Here is a 20,680-nt window from a genome sequence, read left to right on the forward strand (position 1 = left end):
GTGCTCCGAACAGGGTCACAGACCGGCCCACCCATTGCCACAGCTGAGATCTGAGGGAGGCGAGCCGTCAGCCCCGGCGTAGCCGGGGCTGATCCTCCCGAGTTACACCACTCCATGGGACGCCGCTAGGGTGGAGAAAAAGCTCTCCACCACAGCGTTGTCCCAGCAGCAGCCCTTGGCCGACATGCTGCAGCTGATCTTGTGGCCCTCCAGCAGCTGCAGCGGGAAAGCGTCACATTCCTTTCACTGCAACCGATCACGAGAAACGCCACGGACGTGGCACCGCCTGGGAACTGCGGTCCATAGCCGAAGGCTTCCGCGAAGCGGTAGGAGGCACCGGAGCACATCAAGGCCAACTGGCCGAGCTGCGCCTGGATCGTGGAGATGGTCACCACCACCACGACCCGCCAGGCAAAGCGCACGACGACGCGGCACCGGTTTCTGACCAGCATCCGCACCAGCCCAAACGCCCTGCTGCGCCTGATCCGGCAGCGCTGGAGCATTGAGAACGAGTGGCACTGGGCCCGCGACGCCCAGCTCGGAGAGGACGCCCATCGCTACACGAACCGGATCGGGGCGCCGGTGTTCGCCTTCCTGCGCACCATTGTGATGAACCTGCTGCGGCGCGGCGGCTACCGCTCGATCCGCAAGGGCTTTCGCGAGCTGGCCTACGACATCAAGGGAATACTGGCACCGGGAGGTGTGACAACCGCCGGGAGCGCACCTTGATCACACTTTTAGGCAGCCCTGAGGTCTTGACTCAAGAAGAGACGAGGTCGGCATGTATGGGGGCATCCTTGGCCCCAGCCTGATCTCTCAAAGGACCGACATCCGCTTCTAGACCGATCCCTAGGCATGACGTGGGTGGGGCTGAACCAAGAAGCATGAGAGGTGGTAGTTTTGTCCACGACCACTACAGTACAATTGCATTGAAGCACTCAAGCACAGTGAGCCTCTCCTTTTCCCTATTAAAAGCCCTAAAATGATCAAGGTTGGAATCAACGGGCTCGGCAGGATCGGGCGCGCGATTTTACGCAACAATCTAAGAACATCCGCCTTTGAAGTCGCTGCGATTAATGATATCAATCCTGATCCCGATAATATTGCTTACACACTTAACTATGACAGTATTTACGGTCGCCTTCCGATAGAATTCAAGCACGAGAAGCACACGCTTCTAGCGAGCAACGGAAGCGCCATTACCTTGCACAATGAGCACTCGATCAACGAGGTAGATTGGCAACGTGATAACATAGATTTTGTCATTGACGCGTCGGGTGTGTACCAAAATGTATTGGACTCTCGCAAGTTAATCGATCTAGGAAAGGTCAAAAAAGTATTTGTAACCCACTCTCCAAATAATGTTGATTTTACATTGGTTTTGGGTGCCAATGAACATTTGCTAGATATTTCAAGACATCATGTCATTGCTTCCAGCATCTGCGATGCAACCGCGCTAGCCCCGGTTATCCGAGTCATTATAGAGGACTTTGGATTAGATAGCGGATTGGTGACAACGATTCATCCTTGGCTAAGCTATCAGAACTTAATGGATGGTCCGGCCTCATCTTGGTCGGTTCCAGGAACTATTTATCATCACTACGCACTTGGGCGCTCAGCTATTGGGAATTTGATTCCAAAGCCAACTTCGGCCATTCAGGCTACCTGCCAAGTACTTCAGCATCTGAATCTGTCAGAAGATATGATTGGTTCGTTTTCCTATAGACCGCCTACAGCTATTGTCGGCACAGCTGACCTTAGCCTTTTCCTATCACGCGAGATCAGTCGAGAAGAAATAGTCGAGAGATTCCAACACTATGAAAGCCAGCAGCATTGGAATATCATTCATAATAATTTTTCACCTCTTGTCTCACTTGACTTTCAGGGCTCTGAATACTCAGCAACGATTGACCACCGCTGGACAAATGTAATCAAGAGCAGGCTTCTCAAGCTCGTTTTGTGGTATGACAATGAAGCTGGTTATGCCAGCAAGGTCATTGATCAAGTCAATTTAGTAGCATCGCAAATGAAACTTGCATGAACAAGGCTGGAAGAATCATCACTGTTATTCCCTCTCGCCTGGGCAGCAATCGCATTCCAATGAAAGGTATGCGTCTACTGGCCGGAAAGACCCTTGTCGAACATACGATTGATAAAGTTAAATCCAGCAGGCATCTAGGTCAATCTATCTACATCAATTCAGACAGCCCACTTTGGGGACAACTTGCAGCGCGCAACGGCGTAAGCTTCTACCAAAGGTCTCCAGAATTGGCAACTAGCTCGAGCATGATTGATGATTATTTATATGATTTTATGTGCGCCGTCCCTGCAGACTATCTTGCAGTTGTCACGCCAACTTCCCCACTGCTAAAAGCCGAGGAACTTGATGCCGCATGGGAACAATATGCCTGCGGTGATGCTGATACCTTGATTTCGGCAGAGGAAATTCAGACACACTGCTTTCTAGATCGAAAGGATATAAACTTCTCCAGGGTTGGCAAACTTCCCAGATCTCAAGACCTCACCCCTGTAGTTGCTTTAAACTTCTCCATAGCCATTTATGACTGCAAGAAATTCATGTCAAATTACGAAAGTCTCGGGTGGGCAGTCTTTACCGGTAAACTAGATTTTTATATTCTCAGTGGTTATTCAGCAATTGACATTGACGAGGAGAAAGATTTCTCACTTGCCGAATTAGCGATGAGGCAAATTTCAGACAAGGAGCAGTTCCCCAAAAGGTACAGCGACCTCGTTCAGCACCTCGTGGACAACTCTATTAACACCAAGAATTAAGGCCATTTCCATGTCTGTTATCGCCATCACAGATCATTTTGAAGTACCGAGTGCGGAAGAGAAATTGATTCTAGGCAACCTTGTGGGCACCCAAGTGGGAGCTGATACAGAGGTACTGATGGTTTGGCATGCCATCATTAATCAAGAATATATTTCCAAACTGCCCAATCTCCGTGGAGTACAGAGGTATGGTGTAGGCTATGAGAATCTTGATTTAGATCTATTAAGATCAAGAAGGATACCCTGTTGCAACAATCCCGACTATGGAGTTGATGAGGTTGCAGACACCGCTATCGCCATGATACTAAATATCACACGAGGTGTCAGCCTTTATAACTGTCTTGCAAAACAGCTCAAGACTACCTGGCAGGAAAATGTCTTGCGAGGGCTTCGCCGAACTTCTGAGACATTGGTTGGCGTGATCGGATCAGGGCGAATTGGCAGCAGTGTTCTGCTGAAATGTAGGCAGCTCGGTTTCAATACCTGCTTCTACGACCCATACCTTCCGAGGGGCTATGAAAAGGTTGTGAGAGCAGATCGGCTGAATACCCTCAAGGATCTGCTTGCCTGCTCTGACATCGTAAGTATTCACACTCCTCTCACCCCAGAGACCGCTGGTATGATTAATGAATCTTTCGTCGCCAATATGAAGCGGGGAGCCTCTCTTGTTAACACGGCCCGGGGAAGACTTGTTGCGGACCTTGACATTCTCCTGGAAGCCATTAGCTCTAATCAAATCAATCATGTTGCACTCGATGTCATCCCAGATGAACCACCCACTGACAATCAATTTATTTCCACTTGGCGAGACCTTTCGAATCCATTAAGTTACCGCATCACAATCAATCCGCATACAGCGTACTTTTCTGAAGAATCCTACATTGAGATCAGATCCAAAGCCGCTCAGAACGCCCTGCGCATTTATAATCGTGAGAGTCCCTTCAATCTGCTGTAGTCAGGTCCAGCAGTTATGCGGTGCTGGATCTCTTAATCGCTCAAGCCAACCATAACTTTAAGCCTTGTTGAAAACTTTTCACCCACCTTCCATTTCGAGTTTCCTGCAGAAACGGGTGTGGCGATGTTTCTGCAGGACGTAAAATGATAAGGTGACAGTTGATTGAGATGAGCATCTGCTTGAATATAGATAGGCCTAAGATTAAATTTCAACAGATCTCCGTCCGACATCTGCTCTCATTGGACTCAATGGTCGATCCCAAAGGTCGCTCGCCAGATTTCGCAACCGGGACTGTCCCTTTTGTGGTCAGCATGGAGCCCGTCACAGTCACCGCACACATGCCCGTCCAGTGCCCCCCCCCTCCGAACCCTTCTCAACCACGAACACCGAGGCGGCTGTTCTGATTGACCTGTCAGAGCGCTTCCCCTTCCCCCTCGACCCCTTCCAGCTCGAGGCGATCGATGCCCTCAGCCAGGGTCACTCGGTGGTGGTGAGCGCCCCTACCGGGAGCGGCAAGACCCTGGTGGGCGAGTACGCCATCCACCGGGCCCTGGCCCATGGCCAGAAGGTGTTCTACACCACCCCGCTCAAGGCGCTCTCCAACCAGAAGCTGCGCGATTTCCGCGAGCAGTTCGGGCCGGAGAAGGTGGGCCTGCTCACCGGCGACATGAGCCTCAACCGCGAGGCCCAGGTGGTGGTGATGACCACCGAGATCTTCCGCAACATGCTCTACGCGGAGATCGACCATCCCGACAACGACCCCCTGGAGGGGGTGGAGGCGGTGGTGCTCGACGAGTGCCACTACATGAACGACTCCCAGCGCGGCACCGTCTGGGAGGAGTCGATCATCCACTGCCCGCCCTCGATTCAGCTGGTGGCCCTCTCGGCCACGGTGGCCAACGCCGGCCAGCTCACCGATTGGATTGAGCGCGTGCACGGCCCCACCCGGCTGGTGCACAGCGACCACCGGCCCGTGCCCCTGGCCTTCAGCTTCTGCAGCGCCAAGGGCCTGCACCCCCTGCTCAACGAGGCCGGCACCGACCTGCACCCCAACGCCAAGGTGTGGCGCGCCCCCAAGGGCAACCGGCGCAAGGGCCCGAAAGTGCCGAAGCCGCCCCAGCCTGAGGCGCCGCCGCTGGCGTTTGTGGTGGCCCAGATGGCCGAGCGCGACATGCTCCCCGCCATCTACTTCATCTTCAGCCGCCGCGGCTGCGACAAGGGCGTGCGGGATCTGGGCAAGCAGTGTCTGGTGAGCGCCGAGGAGCAGGCCCGCATCCAGGCCCGGATGGAGGCCTTCGTTGCCGCCAGCCCCGAAGCGGTGCGCGAGGGCCACGCCGAGCCCCTGCTGCGTGGCATCGCCTCCCACCACGCCGGCGTGCTGCCGGCCTGGAAGGAACTGATCGAAGACCTCTTCCAGCAGGGGCTGATCAAGGTGGTGTTTGCCACTGAAACCCTGGCTGCCGGCATCAACATGCCCGCCCGCACCACCGTGATCTCGGCCCTCTCCAAGCGCACCGAGCGCGGCCACCGGCCGCTAATGGGCAGTGAGTTTCTGCAGATGGCCGGCCGCGCTGGGCGCCGCGGCCTCGATGTGCAGGGCTACGTTGTCACGGTGCAGAGCCGCTTCGAGGGGGTGCGCGAGGCGGGCCAGCTGGCGCTGGCGCCGGCCGATCCGCTGGTGAGCCAGTTCACGCCCAGCTACGGCATGGTGCTCAACTTGCTGCAGCGCTACACCCTCGCCAAGGCCAGGGAGCTGGTGGAGCGCAGCTTCGGCCGCTACCTGGCCACCCTCGATCTGGTCGACGATCAGGCCCGCATCGCCGAGCTCCAGCAGCAGCTCCACGTGCTTCAGGCCGGCGCCGACGCCGATGTGCCGTGGGACGACCTGGAGGACTACGAGAAGTGTCGCGGCCGCCTGCGCGAGGAGCGCCGGCTGCTGCGCACCCTGCAGCACCAGGCCGAGGAAACCCTCGCCCACGAACTCACCCTGGCCCTGCAGTTCGCCAGCGAGGGCACCCTGGTGAGCCTCAAGGCCCCGCCGCTGCGCGGCCGCGTCACCCCGGCGGTGGTCGTGGCCAAGGTGCCCGGCCCGGGGCAGTTCCCCCTGCTGCTCTGCCTCAGCGACGACAACCTCTGGATCCTGGTGCCCTGCAGCGCCGTGGTGAGCCTCCATGCCGAGCTCAGCTGCCTGCAGGTGGGCCAGGTGCACCCGCCGGCCCTGCAGCGCATCGGCGAGCACCACCATGGCGATGGGGCCAGCGCCGGCCTGGCCCTGGCGGTGGCCTCCATGGCCCGCCGTCACGACATGGCCACCCCCCAGTACGACCTGGCCGGTGAGGTGCAGGCCCAGGCCCAGCTGGTGCAGCAGCTCGACGAGGAGCTGGAGCTGCACCCGGGCCACCGCCGCTCCGATCGCCGCCAGCTCAGGAAGCAGCGCCACCGCATCGAGGAGCTCTCCGCCGAGCTGGAGGAGCGCCAGCGGCTGCTGCACTTCCGCTCCAACCGCCACTGGGACACCTTCCTGGCCCTGATCGAGGTGCTGCGCCACTTCGGCGGGCTGGCCGGCGCCGAGGGGCTGGAGCCCACCGAGGTGGGTCGCACTGTGGCCGCCCTGCGCGGTGACAACGAGCTCTGGCTGGGGCTGGCGCTGATGAGCGGCCACCTCGACGCCCTCGATCCGGCCGAGCTGGCGGCGGTGCTGGAGGCCATCTCCACCGAGGTGAACCGTCCCGATCTCTGGTGCAGCTGGGCCCCACCGCCGGCGGTGGAGGAGGCCCTGCATGATCTGCGCGGCCTGCGCCGCGAACTCGCGCGCCAGCAGGAGCGCGCCCGGGTGACCTTCCCGATCTGGTGGGAGCCGGAGCTCACCGGCTTGGTGGACGCCTGGGCGCGGGGCTGCAGCTGGAGCGAGGTGATCACCAACACCTCCCTCGATGAGGGCGATGTGGTGCGGGTGCTGCGCCGCACCGTGGACCTCCTGGCCCAGATCCCCTACTGCGAGGCCGTGAGCCAGCAGCTGCGCGACAACGCCCGCCGCGCCCTCAAGGCCATCAACCGTTTTCCGGTGTGTGATCTGGAGGATCTGGCCCCGGCCTCCGCCGATCCCCTGCCGCCGCCGCCCGCCTTCGCCAGCCCCCACAGCGACCTGCCATGAGGCTGGAGCAGCGGCGCCTGTGCCGGGTGGCGCTGGAGCCCCCCGCCAGTCCCGAGCGGCTGGCTCAATTTCTGTCGCGGCCGATCCGGCCCCTGCGTGGCCTGCTGCATGCCGATCGCCTGCAACCCAGTGGCCCCGGCCTCTACACCTACATCTCACGGCCCTACAGCGTGGCCGGCTGGACCCTGCAGCCCCATGTGCGCCTGGAGGCCCGGTGGCAGCACGAGGCGCTGGTGCTGCGCCAGCTGGAGAGCCGCGTGGAGGGGCTGGGCGCGTGGCAGCAGAAGCTGCAATTCGGCCTCGAGGCCCGGCTCAAGCCGGTGGCAGCGGGCGGCGGGCCAGCTGGGGCCGCGGCCGGCGGCGCCTGTCTGCAGGCTGAAGCCCTGGTGTGGGCGGAGCTGCCGGCGGCGGCGGCCGTGGTGGCCGGCCCGGTGCTCAACCTGGGCCTGCAGCAGCTGCTCGATCGCCTCGAGCGCCGCTGCCACCACGGCCTGCGGCGGCGGGCGGAGTGCTGGCTAAGGCGTGCGACCTCACTCGAACTCGACCAGACCCTTGGCAACATAAGTGAGGTTGAATAGACTAAGAAGGTTGGCGGAGAGCGGCCGTAAAGTAAGTTGACATCCCAGCTGCGCCCTTTATTACGGCCAGACTCACCCACAGCAGCCCGTGGTGCATGCGTGGCCAACGACCATGCGCAGATGGGCATCCTCATGGAGCTGGGTGTTGGGAATGCTGTGCCAGACCTCAAGGCTCCAGAGCTCTCTCCCCAGTTGCGGCAGTGCTTCTGGGATGGTGCACAGGCTGGTGTCGCGCGGAGAAGTGCGCCTGGTGAAGCAATACAGGTTCGCAGGCAGGAAGGGCTTGCCCTACCGGATTCCGATCGCAGGCACTTCCACGATCCAGCTGGTGCAGTTCCAGGCCTCTCGGGTGCGCTCTGGCGCTTAATTAGCGCGCAGCGTCCAGGCACAATGGCGCGGCCGTGGCTGATCTCGTGAAAGTTGTCAATCTCAGTGGAGCCCATACTTGCACTGAACTAGCTGCGTATTTGGCGGTACAGAGTGTTCTGGCTGGCTACTCATTCAGAGAAGAGTTCCTCTATGAGAGGTCAGCATGGAGTCGCCACCTGCTCCTGGAAGTGCCTAAATGGCTACTGGAGGGTGTGCACAGGGGTGTGTAGATCAGTACGCCAGGCCAAGGGCAGCCGAGCCGCCTGCAGGGGTGGGCTCGACCAAACCTCTCAGAGCTTTGGCATCACACACCAAATGATCGAGATCGGCTGCAACGACGGGGATCTCAGCAATTGTCGGGTCGCGGATCGCGGGGCAGGGGGCAGCGACCACATCCAGCTGAAGGAGCAAATAGCAGAACGAGAAATCAGACGGCAGGCCCAGCAGCTCGCTTCTGAACACCTCAGTGAAAACACGGTGATGGCGGATGGCAAAGCGCTCTAGATCGCCCAGGCTCTGGCAACCGCTGTAGACGTGGGCCTTCTGCGAAGCAGTAGATGCCCAGGACCGCCACCAACAGCAGAAACCAGGCTGGACAACGCATCCCCCGACACACCCGTGCGTCCGGGATCGCCACGAGGAACCTGCTCGGGTCAAGATCGGTTTCGGCGGAGGAGGCTTCGGGCACAGTGCGTCAGCTAGTCCGCTCACCTCAACCACCATGTTGGCAGTGAAGCGAGGGCAACTGTGACACACTTTCAATCAGGCCTCGGAGCCCACCGGCCTACGCGGTGCATGCGACGTAGTAGTTTCCTGTCAGAAAGACGCAGAGGGCTATCGCCCTAAAGCCACTTCGGCACAGCAAACTTTTTAGTGAAGATGCTCAACGACGGCACCATTAAGCCTGGCAGGAATGAATCAAACCTCCAAGTCAATACAACCTAAACTACCACCAGTGAGCAAAAGCCCAATGACACGTCTTGCATAGACTGCTATGATGTCTCTATACTCCCCCTTTTTAGTATGGTTCTGGCAGGAGAAGCGCCTCCAATCTACCAACCACCAGTGTTGCGCACAGGGGCAAGACGGGATCTGGAAACACGTGCCATCACCTTCACCATCTCGGGGCTCAAGCGGCGGGGAGTACGCTTTCGGCTAGCCATTCAAACGCTGGCACGAACGGGCATTATCGTGATTCGTGGAGCAGCGCCGCCGCAGACTGTGAAGACACTGGCCCAAATGGCAGATGAAACCTGGGACACAATAGCGGCCTTACCCAAAGGCGAAGTCCTTCAGGATGTGATCCTCAATCGTGATCAGGATCGGATGCTTAGGGGATACAAAGCACTTGTTGAGAGTCACAAGCCCGTGATCAATCTTCGGCATGGGGACGATGAAGGGATGATGGATATCTTTCACCCCGAGAATCTTGCCGCGGAACATCATCACCTTGTCCTTGAGTGCCTTCACGAAGACCTGGTAGGAGAATTGGCACGAAAGGCTTTCGGTCGAACCCTTGAAGTGAAGTGCCGAAATCTATACGTGAACAGGGGCGTCAATAAGACACGTCTCTACCACTGCGACGGAGAGAAGGCAAAGGTAAAGTCCTTTGTCTATCTTAATGATGTAAGCTCCTTCGGGATTGGCCCCTATTGCTATATCAAGAAATCACACCGTGATCGCCGCCTGAGAGAGAGAAACCAGGCATTCAATGCTCAGCATAACCTCAATAAGCATGAGTATCGCTTGCTCGGTGGGCGAGCCGCTCTGCCGATCTTCTGTCAAGCTGGAGACATGGTTGTTTCCGCCCAGCACGGTGCTCACCGCGGCCATCCTCAGACCCCGTCAGCACGGCGGGCAGTCCTTTTAAATGTCTACGAACCAACGATTGGGTCAAAGGATTGAGCAATGCCTGCGACACCCGAGCGTATCTGTTACATCCATGCCGGCACCCACAAAACGGCATCAACATACATTCAAAGTCGACTAAGGCAGAATCGCCGACTCCTAAAGAATGAAAGCCTAATCTACGATTTTCCCCGCCGATCAGGACTCAAGCATAAGCCACTAATCAAGGCGATCAATCGAGACAAGTGGAAAAAGTGGCACCATTATCTAGATCGGTTTGAAAGCGGCTCTGGGAACATGCTGATGAGTGCCGAGCAATTTACACGGCCCTTATGCAATCCCCAACAACTGCGCCGAATCACAAAGATCCTGCGTAACCATGGCTTCGGCCTTCATGTCATCGTTTTCATACGTCCGCAACTTGAATACATGAATTCCAGGTATGTCCATACACTCAGGCGACTCTATCACTGCCTCGATTTTGGTGACTACGTTAATCAGTCCCTTGGGGTAGCTACTGGAGACATTTACGATTATAACAAGTTTTTTCAACCTTTACTGCAAAGCGGAGTTCCCTGTACCTTTATCCCCTTCAGTCGACGCTACGGTGATCCGTTCCTGCAGCTGATCGATGCACTAAAGATCAATCCAGATCTTCAGTACAGTCCGGCAGCACCAGGTAGCGAGAACGTTCAGCCAGGAACCAAAGGTGTCTGGCTGTCCAGACTTGTGGTGGAGAGAATCCAGGCACTGGGTTTCAACGGTCGCACGCTCAAGAACACAAGCCAAATGGTACGCAGTGTGGCCGAGAAGGAGGGATGGCATGAAGATCGTTACTTTGGCTTTTCGCAGCAGCTTGCCGAGAAAACAATCAACCACTACCGAGCCGGCAATGATGCTTTTGCCCTGCGAGCATGGAATTTGCCTTGGGAGGAGGTTTTTAGCACAGAGATTCCACCACAAAGTATTTACACTCCGCTAAACGGCAACGAGTCTGATCGCATGAACCGCCTTGCCGAGCAGATTGTGGCTCGCCTCGCTACAACGAATTCGCAACTCTCTGTCGCCCTTAACGCCACCGCGTGAACACAAGTCTTCAGTTTCTTCTTGCTGCATCATCACGGAAGAAAGTTTATAGATCAATTGCCGATGGCCTACAAGGCCTGCACGAAGAACAGGCTTCCATAGGGAGTGAGTATCTACCTAATTTTATCATTATTGGCGCGGCCAAGTCGGCGACTACAACTCTTGCCACGATTCTACCTCGCCATCCTGACATATTCATCAGTAGGCCTAAAGAGCCAAAATTCTTTGGGCGCAGATATGACAAAGGTTGGAAATGGTACCGCAAGATCTTCAAGCCAGGCCGTGGCTACCAACTCCGAGGGGAAGCCAGCACAATGTACGCCAGCTCCTTAGCAAGCTTCAGGTATTCACCGGCACTGATGCATCGCTACCTCCCAGGTCTCAAGATCGTCTATATTGTTCGCCATCCGTTGGATCGCATGGTATCTCAATGGCGTCACATCAAAGGGAGACGGGAAGATTTTGTGGATTTTAATCGGTTTATGAGCAAGCGTCATGCAGCCAAGCTATTAATCGGCTGCTCAAGTTACTACGCCCGAATCAATGCCTATCGAAATTATTTCTCAGACGATCAGATCTTATGCCTAACCTTTGAAGATCTCATCTCAGAGCCAGCAGGGGAACTTTCGAGACTCCTAAGATTTCTCGGTGCTTCCGTTCAGCCACAGCTGCTGATGAACAGGGGCTCACTTCCCAAAGTCAATGAGGCTGGAGAGAAAGGGCGTGCTTTGGTCAAAGTGCCACACTGGCCCACTAGATTGCGCAGCAAAGTGGTACACCAACTCAAACCAGACACGGAAGCGTTTCTTGACTATATCGGAAAGCCCGCAGACTATTGGACTTGGTAAAGAGTAAGCGGTTGCTTTGGCGAGCAGGGATTTCTGTCACCGCTCAGGTTGGGGGTATCGAAATATGAGCTAGCGAGCTAGGGTTCCCGAACGACCTCTGAGTACACATTCCCATCGTCCATGCCAAACCCAAGTACCGCTGCTGAACATCTTGTGATCGAGGCCAGGCAGGTTTCGAAGCATCTGCCTGCCGGAGTAGCGGAACTCCGCAAAGCTTTTGCAGATCTCAGTCTTGACGTGCATAGAGGCCACAGACTCGCACTGTTCAGTGCCAACGCCTATGAAGCAAGAGCCCTTCTCGACTGCCTCTCAGGGATTGAAAGGCCCGACCAAGGATCGGTTCTCCATCATGGATCTGTGTCATGGCCCGTTGGTAGCAATCAGGCTTTCCACAATAAGCTATCAGGATATATGAATGCTCGCTTTGCAGCAGAGATCTATAGCCCTCCTGGCAAGGTTGAAGATGATTTGCGTCTGATTCAAGAAGTTTCCGGTGCTGATGACAGGCTGTTTCACCAGCCCCTAGGATCCTGGCATAGCTCAATGCAAAAGACTCTCAGGCTCGCTGTATCCTTGGCATTCGATTTCGATGTTCTTGCAGTAGGGAAGATTGGCAACTGGGACCATCGAGAATTACATCCCGAATCAACACGTATCCGCACCCTTTTTGAGGAGCGGATTGATGGGCGTACACTTATTATGGCAGCACCAGGCCAACAGAAGTTGGCACTTGATTATTGTGACATGGGGTTGGCTATCGTTGACGGTCGTCTGGTCTACCAGGGCGATCCAGAGATCTGCCTTGAGCTCATTAAAGAGGAGAAGCAACGCACCAAAGATGAACTTCGCGATGAATACAATGCACGACTCGCTCGGCTGAAGGATAACGATGAAGGCGCGGAGGAATATGATGACTGATGAGGTCGCTCACATAGTCTATTTTGGGAATGGATGCCCGCCCATGTCATCGTCGGAAATATCTTAGGCGGCAACACATTTGAAGCAAGTGGAGCATCCAAGGCTCACTCTTGATTTTTCTAACTCCAACTCTAGACTGTATAGGATCTGCTTGAGGTTCATCCCCCCACCTCAGCAAGCCACAACCTAGGACTCAGGACGTTGTCGGGAAGAGCACCTTGCCACTGCCTGTGAGCACCTCAGGGGGTTGTTCTCATATGATGGGGGGCAGTTAACGGCGTCAAGCCATGGTCCCCAACCCCTTGGGCCGCGCCATCTCCCAGATTTTACTGCAGGGTCGGATCATCTCGGCTGTGGCCCGCAGAGAGATACAGCTGAAGGCGGCAAAAGGCCTCTTCGGGGTAGCGGGCGTTTTCTTCGAGCCCTTAGCTCTTATCGGCACCTTCCTTCTCCTACGCGTTCTTATCCGGGGAGCAGGTGAGGGCGACTACATCAACCCGGTGCTTTGGCTGGCTTCTGGTTTTGTTCCCTTCTTCATGTTTACAGAAGTGGCGATTAAGGCCCTTGGTGGCGTTGAAAAGGGTGGAGATCTTTATTTCTATCGTCGCCTACGTCCGCTCGACTCACTGATGGGTAATGCTCTTCTGAGCAGCCAGATCTTTGCTACCTTGATGCTGTTATTCATTCTGGGCGTGAGTGCTTGGGAATGGCAACTAGCCGTGGCCGTGCCGGGGTTCGCAATTTTTATTTACTTGGGATTTTCTCTACTTGGATTCGGTGTTGGACTTAGCACCCTGATACTTGGCCACAGGTTGCCGATTTTAGCCTGGATTGTAAAGACCTTTCTCAGACGTTTCCTATTGTGGACATCCTGCATCTTCTTTCCTATCCGAGTTATCCCAGACGAATTCCGTCACTGGATTCTCTGGAACCCTCTGGCCCACGGAGTAGAACTGTTTCGCCAGAGCTTGAATCCCTACTACCCAGCCCCGGACGTAAGTGCCCTGTACTTTTGGTCCTGGGTCGTAGGGTCCATAGGATTTGGCTTGCTAATTTATGGCAACAACGAAGAGCTTCTGTACCTTTCAGAGCAGCTTTCTGATGCTGACAAAGTGATTGATGCCGACTGAAAATAACTCAAATACTCCAATCCGAAGCCATCCAGCAAGAGGCAAGGATATTGGACTAGCGGCATCGGACACTCACTGTTAGCCTTTGCGATCAACGTTATGGGAGAGGACACCTGCTTTGGTTCAGCAATCCCGCTACGCCCGTGATCCGCGTCGCTCTGCCCGCCGCGCAAGCCCCAGTGCCTTGACGACCAGGGTGCAACAGTTCAGTGCGATCGCTGTCCACTCTCTGGTTTTGGCCCAGCAGTGGGCTTCCTCGGCGATCTCGGGGCTCAGGAACCCCCCTGAGTCCCCGAGTGAACTGGTACCTGGTGATTTGGTCTCCCCCCAGGGTGACACACCTGCCCGACGCAGCCTAGGTGATCGGCTCAGAGCTCCTCTGGATCCAATTCGGCGAATTCCTCTACCTGCAATTCTGGCCACGCTGGTGGTGATCGGCTCAGGTTTCTACTTTTTCTCGATCGGCCGAAACCGTTATCAGGTCGAGTCCAGCTTCATCGTTCGCCTTCCCCAGGTGCAAAGTGGAACAGGCACCAGTTTGCTTGGTGGCACACTGGCGGGGCCAACAATGCTCGGATCCCTCGAAGACGGCCGTTTCCTTGAGGTCTACCTAACCTCACCTGAGGTGATGAAGCGGGTGTTCCTGGAGCTTAAGCCCGCAGAAACTTGGGCTCGAATCGAGAGCGATCCATTTGCCGGCATTGAGGCCGATGCCAATTTCGACCAGCAGTTGGCGTTCTTTCGACGTCAGGTTTTTGTCAGCCCCCAAGATCTTTCTGGTGTCATCAATCTCACCACAGTAGGGCTGAAACCGGAACCTGCCTTCCGGCTCAACCAGCTGTTGCTCCAGGAAGCGGAGCAATTTTTGAACCGCACCAATCAAGACATCAGCCTGAACCAACAACGCTTTTTCGAGCAGGAGGTTGGGAAGGCCCGGGATCGTCTCAACACAGCATCGGCCTTGTTCAACAGCTTCAAGAATCAATTTGGCGAAGTCAATCTTTCTGAGGCAGCCTCGGCCAGCGGCAGCTTCATTTCCCAATTGGAGAGCAGGCTGGTGGATCTGAAGGTTCAGGAGGCAAGCCTCAAGCGCCAGTTCAAAGATCCCACCACCCCCGAGGTCTCGTTCACCACCGACCAGATCCGTGAATTGGAACGTCAGATCCGGGAGGAGCGGGAACTCCTTGTGACCCCCGAGGGCCGGGATCTCAACCGCCTCGTAGCTGAGGGGTCCAAGCTGGAGACCGACGTGCTGCTGGCCACCGAGGCCCTGAAGAGTGCGATCAACGCGGCTGATGCCAACCGTCAGCAGGTGCAGCAGCAGCTCAAGTTCCTGGTGCGCCTCTCTGAACCTGTGACCCCCGTGGATCCAGCCTCCGACTGGCGATGGAAGGGTTTCCTCGCGGCCCTGGGCGGCTTGGTTGTGGTGTGGGGTCTTGGCTCCTTCAGTCTGGGAATCATGAACCGCCGCTGAACGTTCTGATCTCTCCGCTCCCAGCTCAAGAGAGGGTCCCGTATGATCGATTTTCAATCGTGGGATCTGGTCATGCCTCGTGCCAGTCGCCCTCATCTGCCCTCGATCCGACAGCGCCTCCAGGCACTCCTCAGGCGCCTGGGTGGCTTTGTTCGTCTGGCTAGACCAAGACGAAAGGCAACCAGCCGCAGCCTGCACGACTGGCAGACAATGCGCCGCAACACTGTGGCTGAGGTCAAGGCCCATCTGGCCGAGGGGGAGTCAGTGCAGGCGATCAGGAAGCTCACCCGTGCCCTGTTGGAGGATCCTCAGCACCCGCCTTATCACGAGCTGCTGAACAAAGCCGCCGCCCAGCGCCGGCTGCGCAGGCTCAAGAGCGGCAGCAAAGACACCTGGGCTGAGCTCCCCAGATCCCTGCGCCAGGAGGCCCTGCAACTTGAGGCGTTCTCAGCCTATGTCGATGAAGTCGAGCGGATATTCGACAATGCCGGTATCCCCCAGCTGAGCACTCCAGCTCCCCGCGATCCACGCAAACCCCTCAGCGAGTTACCGCCGGGCCGTGAACAACACCCGGTGGATCAACCTGCTGCTCCATCTCCTGGGCGCAAGAAGCGCCGTCAGGCCCGCAGCACCAGTGTGAGCTGAGCCTCCCCTCCTTGCTGGTCAGCGCACGTCGAGAACCTCAAGCAGGCTCACTGCACGGGCATCGAAGCTGTGACGGTCACGAACCGCCGCTGCCACCGGGGCCAAGCAACGGTGATCGCTGCGCAACTTATCCGCTTTCCTGATGGTGGACGCCGGGTCATCACCGCGGCGATGGCGGATCACTCCGGCTTCCAATTCCTTCGGGCAGCCGGGAGCCGCATCGGTGATCACGGGCACGCCACAGGCCAGCACGTCAAAGACCCTGTTATTGAGGTAGCCATAGTCGGCCATGGCACCGTGGTGATCGTTGAGCACCGCCAAGGCCTGGCCATAGAGCCTGGGCAGTTCGTGGTTGGCGATTGTGCTGGCCGCGGCTTTCAGACCCACCTCATCCCAGCCTTCCCCGATCAACTTCAGAGGCAGACCCGCGCGGGTGAAATCGGCCACCGTGGGTCGTTCCACTCCCCGATAACTACCCACGAAGAGCAGCTCTCCGCCAACCGATTGGGGCCGGCCGCGGCCACCGAAGGCGGTGGCCTGGAGAAGGGTATGAGTCGGGCGACCGCTGATGGCGGCAATGCGTGCCCGATCCTGGAGGCTGGCCACCAGAAGCAGGTCGTAGCGGGCCAGTTCGCCGGGTGTGGGAGCCAGCGGCCAGCTGATCAGCCAGGCCACCTTGTGTGCATAGCTGGAGCAAGCCAACCAGTCGTTCCGCGGAGCGAACTTGCCTCGCAGCACCAGCAGGCCACTGCCCGCCGCGGGCTCCGGCTGCCGGCGATAGGAGTCGCGGAACAGCAGCCGTGAACTGACCCCGAGCCGATGCAACGCCAGCTGCAACTCCCGCGCGAAGTGGTAGTCCCCCCATCTCAGGAGCCCCTGGGGATCGGAAGGGGCGGCAATCAGCAGGTCGAGGTGCCGCACCGGGTGGTCTGGAATCGGCATCTATTGTCAGCACCAGTCCAGCCCCATCCCGCCAACGAGCCGGCAGCGATCCCAGGTGCCCAACCCCCATGCTCAGCAGAAACTGAGGAGGTTGGTCCGCCGGCTTCAGGCCCTGCCTGGGGTGAAGCGCTATCTCTTCTGCAGCGGGTGTGAACGGGCTTCTCTGTGGCGCTGGCCAACGACGCCGTGCCCCCCTGGGGGTCGAACCTCTGCTGAGGAGATGGTGCTGGCCGCTGCCATCCAGCTCCCCCCAGTGGCATCCGCTGACTCCCTGCTTCTGGCAGCACCAGTGGGCTGGACCAACGGCCTTGTGGAGCTCTCAGCCGCTCCGGCCCTGCCCGCTCTGCCGGCGGCCGGAGCGACATGCGTGGGTCTCTGGCAGCTGCCGGAGACCGCTGAGGGGATGGATTCCGAGCTCGGCCTCCTCTGGAGCCGCTACCGCAAGCTGAGCAGCCTCCCACTGAGCCCCAGCGAGGCGGTGAAGGCCCTGCGCCTGGAAAGGCTGCTGCAGGGGCGCTTCGCACCGGGCTGCTTGGAGCCCGCCCGGCTGCGACAACCCTGGCCGCTGGGCAGCTGGCTCGGGGACCTCGCGGAGGATCCAGACACCCTGGCGGCCGAACTGTTGGACCTGCTCCATCTCCTCCCCTCGCCAGAGCAGGAGCCACTAGCCGAGGACCTCACCGAGCGCATCGCAGCGGGATTGCGTACCGAGCAGGGTGATAAGAATGAACGAGGACCTTGGCTGCGGTTGCTGGACGCCCTGGTGGGAGGCCTGAACAGCAGCACCCCCCTGCTGCGGGGCATGGCCTGCGGGCTGAGGAGCCTGGGCCTGCGGCACGCCTCTGAACTGGAGGATCCAGCCGCAAGGGGGATCGCCCTGGTGGGGCTGCTGCAAGGCAAGCCAGCGGCATCCCCCAAGGAACTCGGGAGCCTGGTGGAGGCCATCGATGACCTCGTGCTGGCCTCGGGCATCGCCCGCGACGCCGCGGACCAGGTCGCCCAGCGACGTCTGAACGGTGCGCTGGAGACGATCGTCCGGAAGGGTGGCTCCGAGCTGTTGCTGCTGCGGTCCCTGGTGCTGGCGCTGAACCCGGACACCTGCCATCGCCTGGGCTCCCTGAAGCCCGCGTCGGTGTTGCTGCCGCTGCTTCAGGCCGTGCTGTTGCTCGATTCCACCCAGGCTGCCTGCCTGGAGGACAACGGGCGCAGGGCGCTGGTGAACCTGGTTGAACGGATCTTGCCGCGAGTGTGGTGGCAGCAGACCCTGCTGGTGGAGTTGCTGCAGGGTCTGCGCCGGTGCGAGCTGGAGCTGAGCTGGCTTTGGGAGGTCAGCGTGCTCCTGAAGGGCCTGGAGCGGCTCCACAGCCGCGGCATCGCCCCACTCTCCCGCGATGGGGAGACAGCCACCTGGCTGGAGCCTCAGCACCCCGATCAGCAGTTGTTGCTGCGCACCCAGGTGCTGGTGCTGCTGCGCCTTCTACCCCATCCCTGCGATCAAGCTGGTGGACTGCTGCGACTGGCGGGCTCAGCTGGCAAGCCGCCACTGCTGCGGCTGCTGGACCGGGAGGATGAGGAAGCGCTGGTGATGGCCGCGACGGCTGGGCTGGCCTCTCGCAGTGTGCTGCTGAGCCGGCTGGCCGCCGAACGCAGCGGTGTGCCTGAACTGCTGCCGCCCCTGCTGCCCGTGGGCGACTTGGAGCAGGCCTTCAGCCGCATCCTCGAGCACTGGCACAGCCGCTTCTCGACCCAGGCCGGCAGCGCTCAGGCCCCGATCACCGTGGTGATCTCTGCCCACGCTCCTCAGCTGAACCTGCTGAGCCTGGCCCTTGAGTCGCTGAGCCTGCAGACCCTCTGGCCCCGGGAGGTGTGGGTCGTGGACGACGCTTCGCCGCCGGGAATCGCCGCCGATCTGGCAGACCTGGTGGCAACCTGCCGGCGACGGCTGCGGTTGCCGCTGCGGCTGCTGCGCCGTTCTGCACGGGAAGGCACCTGCCGATGTCGCAACGTGGCCCTGGAGGTGATGTCAGGCCAAGCGCTTGCGCTTCAGAACGTTGAGGCCCTCTCCCATCCCCTGCGGCTGGCGCTCCAGTGGCAGGAGCTGAAGCGGGGTCGCGCAGCGGTGTACGCCCGCCATCTGAGGTTGCACCAGGCCACTGCGGCACCCCTGCCCGATGGGGATGGCGGCGGATTCTTCGGTGACGGCATCACCACCCTGATGGTCAAACGGTCCATCGCCAGGGATCTTGGAGGCTTCCAGGGGGGGCGGAACTGGGGCGATCTGCACCTCTGGAGGCAGCTGGAGCAGTGCGGCGGCAGCTGCGCCACGACGCTCCTGGAACAGCCCCTCGTCCTGATGTCCGCACGGCATTGGCTCTGCAACAGTGTGGCCCCCACGCGCTAGTAAGGATGGAGGTTCAGATCTGGGCCCCAGGGATCGATGGCGAGCCCGTAGCCGCTGGTCTCAGGGGCGCGCGGCTTGAAGTACAGCACCTGCCAGAGCTTGAGCAGGCCAGTGGCGATCAGCCGCTTGTCCTGGTTTACACTGATCCTGTGGGGCTTCTGGATGGAGCGGCCGATGCGGGTTCGGAGGGTGCCAATCCTTACCAGGCGATGCTGTCAGCCGTCTGCCGGCTCGGTGAGCAAACGCTGCCCTGGCGGTTGGTCAACCTCGCCTGCTTCTCTCCCCCCGCTCTGGTGGCCTGGTGCGTGGACCCGTCACAGACTCTGTCCGCCCGCCCCGATGTGCCCGTCCGCTTCGCCTGTCCCGCCCCCCTTGAGGCCCTGCTGGCCCGGCACTGGCTTGAGAGTGCGCCTGGGGTCCTCCACGCCTACCTCCACTTGGAACGCCACCCCCGCTCGGCGGCGCTCGACCATCGCTCCGCTGATGACACCTACCTGACCCGTCTTGAGGAAGCCTCATCTCCGGCGGCACTGGCTCAGGCCCGTTGCCGTGGACAGGCCATGGAGGAGCAGCTCACCCGCTTCGATGCGCAGCTGCAGGATCTGCACCGGGTGGAACTGGAAAACCAGGCACTTCGCGACCAACTGTTGAGCCTGGAACTCGAGCGCGACCGTCGTCTGGACCTGGAGCTGACCGTGCAACTCACCGAGGAGGAACTGAGCCAGCTGAACCGCCGCATCAGCTTGCTGGAGGAGCTGGTGCGTGACGGAGCCGCCGCCTCACGCCAGGTCATGAACTGTCTGGCCCAGGCCTTGGGGGCCTGAAGCGACTTCGGGTCGTCAGTACAGACGGCCCATGAGCTGCATCACTCGGCCGCCCACGGCCAGAGAGCGATGCAGCTCAGCCCGCACATGCGCATTGATCTGCCGCAGCTGAGCGACCTGCTCCCTGAGGGCGTGACCGTCGAGCACGGCCCGCTCCAGCTCATCCTGCATGGCCACACCCCGCAGGTGGTCACGCTCCTGTTCGGGAGTCCTGCCAATTGAGGCCACGGTGCGGGGCTGTGACCAGCTCCTCAGCAAGGCCTCAGCCGTGGGCTGAAGTCTGCTCGCATAGGCTTCATCGGCAGAAGCGCCACCGCGGTCGGAGAGCCTGTCGATCTGAAGATAGCCCCGCTCGAGGTCCGGCTCCCGCTCCAGCAGCGCGCGGGTTGCGACGGCCAGGAGGGGATCCACAGCCGCCAGTTGCAGGGGACGCGGCCAGGGATGTCCCTGGGACCAGAGGGCAATGGCAGCCGCGCTCTGGCCCAGCAGTCGATCCCCGTTGATGGAGGCGATGGCCGGATCGGTGCTCTCAAGTCCGTTGTAGGCATGGCGGAGGTCGTGCAGCGCAGAGATCTCCCCGGCAAGCAGGCGATGGGGGGGCAGGAACACGAGCACATCGTGGGGTTCACTGCAGGGGCAACGGTCTCCCCCGGCATGCCTCAGCAGGGTTTCCAGATCAGTGGGTATCCGGTGCGGCGAGGCCCAGCGAAACATG

General features: G+C 59.2%; 18 protein-coding genes. 16 read left to right on the forward strand and 2 right to left on the reverse strand.

Annotated elements, in window-relative coordinates:
- The first annotated feature begins 384 nt into the window (after nt 1-384).
- The 14 genes from KBY96_RS15155 to KBY96_RS15220 all read left to right on the forward strand — a co-directional run bounded on the left by KBY96_RS15155 (nt 385) and on the right by KBY96_RS15220 (nt 15,798).
- Complete coding sequence (locus KBY96_RS15155; RefSeq protein ID WP_254980373.1) at nt 385-729, forward strand: transposase; 345 nt, start codon at nt 385-387, stop codon at nt 727-729.
- Nucleotides 730-982: 253 nt separating this feature from the next.
- Nucleotides 983-2,041 (forward strand): glyceraldehyde 3-phosphate dehydrogenase NAD-binding domain-containing protein, encoded by a 1,059-nt coding sequence (locus tag KBY96_RS15160; protein WP_254980374.1) that lies wholly within the window; start codon nt 983-985, stop codon nt 2,039-2,041.
- On the forward strand, nt 2,038-2,793 hold the full coding sequence (locus tag KBY96_RS15165) for a cytidylyltransferase domain-containing protein (RefSeq protein ID WP_254980375.1): 756 nt from the start codon (nt 2,038-2,040) through the stop codon (nt 2,791-2,793). Before KBY96_RS15160 ends, KBY96_RS15165 begins: the two co-directional genes overlap by 4 nt.
- Before the next feature lie 10 nt (nt 2,794-2,803).
- Entirely contained in the window at nt 2,804-3,748 is a 945-nt protein-coding gene (locus KBY96_RS15170) for a C-terminal binding protein (protein ID WP_254980376.1), read from the forward strand.
- 349 nt (nt 3,749-4,097) lie between these two features.
- Nucleotides 4,098-6,902, forward strand: a complete 2,805-nt coding sequence (locus KBY96_RS15175) for a DEAD/DEAH box helicase (protein WP_396122341.1) — start codon at nt 4,098-4,100, stop codon at nt 6,900-6,902.
- On the forward strand, nt 6,899-7,480 hold the full coding sequence (locus KBY96_RS15180) for a DUF1997 domain-containing protein (RefSeq protein WP_254980377.1): 582 nt from the start codon (nt 6,899-6,901) through the stop codon (nt 7,478-7,480). Before KBY96_RS15175 ends, KBY96_RS15180 begins: the two co-directional genes overlap by 4 nt.
- Before the next feature lie 684 nt (nt 7,481-8,164).
- Complete coding sequence (locus tag KBY96_RS15185) at nt 8,165-8,353, forward strand: hypothetical protein (RefSeq protein WP_254980378.1); 189 nt, start codon at nt 8,165-8,167, stop codon at nt 8,351-8,353.
- A gap of 519 nt (nt 8,354-8,872) precedes the next feature.
- Nucleotides 8,873-9,754: a hypothetical protein gene (locus tag KBY96_RS15190; RefSeq protein ID WP_254980379.1), complete on the forward strand. Its 882-nt coding sequence runs from the start codon at nt 8,873-8,875 to the stop codon at nt 9,752-9,754.
- A 246-nt stretch (nt 9,755-10,000) separates the two neighbouring features.
- A complete protein-coding gene (locus tag KBY96_RS15195) occupies nt 10,001-10,783 on the forward strand; it encodes a hypothetical protein (protein ID WP_254980380.1) in 783 nt (260 codons plus the stop codon).
- A complete protein-coding gene (locus KBY96_RS15200; RefSeq protein WP_254980381.1) occupies nt 10,780-11,631 on the forward strand; it encodes a sulfotransferase in 852 nt (283 codons plus the stop codon). The genes KBY96_RS15195 and KBY96_RS15200 overlap by 4 nt, the downstream gene beginning before the upstream one ends.
- 120 nt (nt 11,632-11,751) lie before the next feature.
- Nucleotides 11,752-12,549, forward strand: coding sequence for a hypothetical protein (locus KBY96_RS15205; protein WP_254980382.1), 798 nt, complete (start codon nt 11,752-11,754; stop codon nt 12,547-12,549).
- Nucleotides 12,550-12,851: 302 nt separating this feature from the next.
- The gene (locus KBY96_RS15210) at nt 12,852-13,679 is read left to right on the forward strand and encodes an ABC transporter permease (protein WP_254980383.1); all 828 of its coding nucleotides are present in this window, start codon (nt 12,852-12,854) and stop codon (nt 13,677-13,679) included.
- A gap of 427 nt (nt 13,680-14,106) precedes the next feature.
- Nucleotides 14,107-15,153: a sugar ABC transporter gene (locus KBY96_RS15215; protein ID WP_254980384.1), complete on the forward strand. Its 1,047-nt coding sequence runs from the start codon at nt 14,107-14,109 to the stop codon at nt 15,151-15,153.
- 42 nt (nt 15,154-15,195) lie between these two features.
- On the forward strand, nt 15,196-15,798 hold the full coding sequence (locus tag KBY96_RS15220; protein WP_254980385.1) for a hypothetical protein: 603 nt from the start codon (nt 15,196-15,198) through the stop codon (nt 15,796-15,798).
- An 18-nt stretch (nt 15,799-15,816) separates the two neighbouring features.
- On the opposite strand, the gene KBY96_RS15225 is transcribed toward KBY96_RS15220, so the two are convergent.
- Nucleotides 15,817-16,740: a glycosyltransferase gene (locus tag KBY96_RS15225; protein WP_254980386.1), complete on the reverse strand. Its 924-nt coding sequence runs from the start codon at nt 16,738-16,740 to the stop codon at nt 15,817-15,819.
- A 253-nt stretch (nt 16,741-16,993) separates the two neighbouring features.
- Between KBY96_RS15225 and KBY96_RS16460 the strand changes: the two genes are divergently transcribed.
- Nucleotides 16,994-19,141, forward strand: coding sequence for a glycosyltransferase (locus KBY96_RS16460; protein WP_254980388.1), 2,148 nt, complete (start codon nt 16,994-16,996; stop codon nt 19,139-19,141).
- 149 nt (nt 19,142-19,290) lie between these two features.
- Nucleotides 19,291-19,965, forward strand: coding sequence for a hypothetical protein (locus KBY96_RS15235; protein ID WP_254980390.1), 675 nt, complete (start codon nt 19,291-19,293; stop codon nt 19,963-19,965).
- Between the two features lie 15 nt (nt 19,966-19,980).
- On the opposite strand, the gene KBY96_RS15240 is transcribed toward KBY96_RS15235, so the two are convergent.
- Nucleotides 19,981-20,679 (reverse strand): hypothetical protein, encoded by a 699-nt coding sequence (locus tag KBY96_RS15240; RefSeq protein WP_254980391.1) that lies wholly within the window; start codon nt 20,677-20,679, stop codon nt 19,981-19,983.
- Nucleotide 20,680: the final 1 nt, after the last annotated feature.

Origin of the sequence: Cyanobium sp. ATX 6A2 (assembly GCF_024346355.1) — a bacterium.
Taxonomy (GTDB): domain Bacteria; phylum Cyanobacteriota; class Cyanobacteriia; order PCC-6307; family Cyanobiaceae; genus NIES-981.

What these genes read in the sequence shown, in the direction of transcription:
- KBY96_RS15185 (WP_254980378.1), top strand. Translation starts at nt 8,165, where the DNA reads ATGATCGAGATCGGCTGCAACGACGGGGATCTCAGCAATTGTCGGGTC.
- KBY96_RS15205 (WP_254980382.1), top strand. Translation starts at nt 11,752, where the DNA reads ATGCCAAACCCAAGTACCGCTGCTGAACATCTTGTGATCGAGGCCAGG.
- KBY96_RS15165 (WP_254980375.1), top strand. Translation starts at nt 2,038, where the DNA reads ATGAACAAGGCTGGAAGAATCATCACTGTTATTCCCTCTCGCCTGGGC.
- KBY96_RS15240 (WP_254980391.1), bottom strand. Translation starts at nt 20,679, where the DNA reads ATGTTTCGCTGGGCCTCGCCGCACCGGATACCCACTGATCTGGAAACC.
- KBY96_RS15180 (WP_254980377.1), top strand. Translation starts at nt 6,899, where the DNA reads ATGAGGCTGGAGCAGCGGCGCCTGTGCCGGGTGGCGCTGGAGCCCCCC.
- KBY96_RS15195 (WP_254980380.1), top strand. Translation starts at nt 10,001, where the DNA reads ATGAGTGCCGAGCAATTTACACGGCCCTTATGCAATCCCCAACAACTG.
- KBY96_RS15155 (WP_254980373.1), top strand. Translation starts at nt 385, where the DNA reads ATGGTCACCACCACCACGACCCGCCAGGCAAAGCGCACGACGACGCGG.
- KBY96_RS15160 (WP_254980374.1), top strand. Translation starts at nt 983, where the DNA reads ATGATCAAGGTTGGAATCAACGGGCTCGGCAGGATCGGGCGCGCGATT.
- KBY96_RS15220 (WP_254980385.1), top strand. Translation starts at nt 15,196, where the DNA reads ATGATCGATTTTCAATCGTGGGATCTGGTCATGCCTCGTGCCAGTCGC.
- KBY96_RS15170 (WP_254980376.1), top strand. Translation starts at nt 2,804, where the DNA reads ATGTCTGTTATCGCCATCACAGATCATTTTGAAGTACCGAGTGCGGAA.
- KBY96_RS15225 (WP_254980386.1), bottom strand. Translation starts at nt 16,740, where the DNA reads ATGCCGATTCCAGACCACCCGGTGCGGCACCTCGACCTGCTGATTGCC.
- KBY96_RS15190 (WP_254980379.1), top strand. Translation starts at nt 8,873, where the DNA reads ATGGTTCTGGCAGGAGAAGCGCCTCCAATCTACCAACCACCAGTGTTG.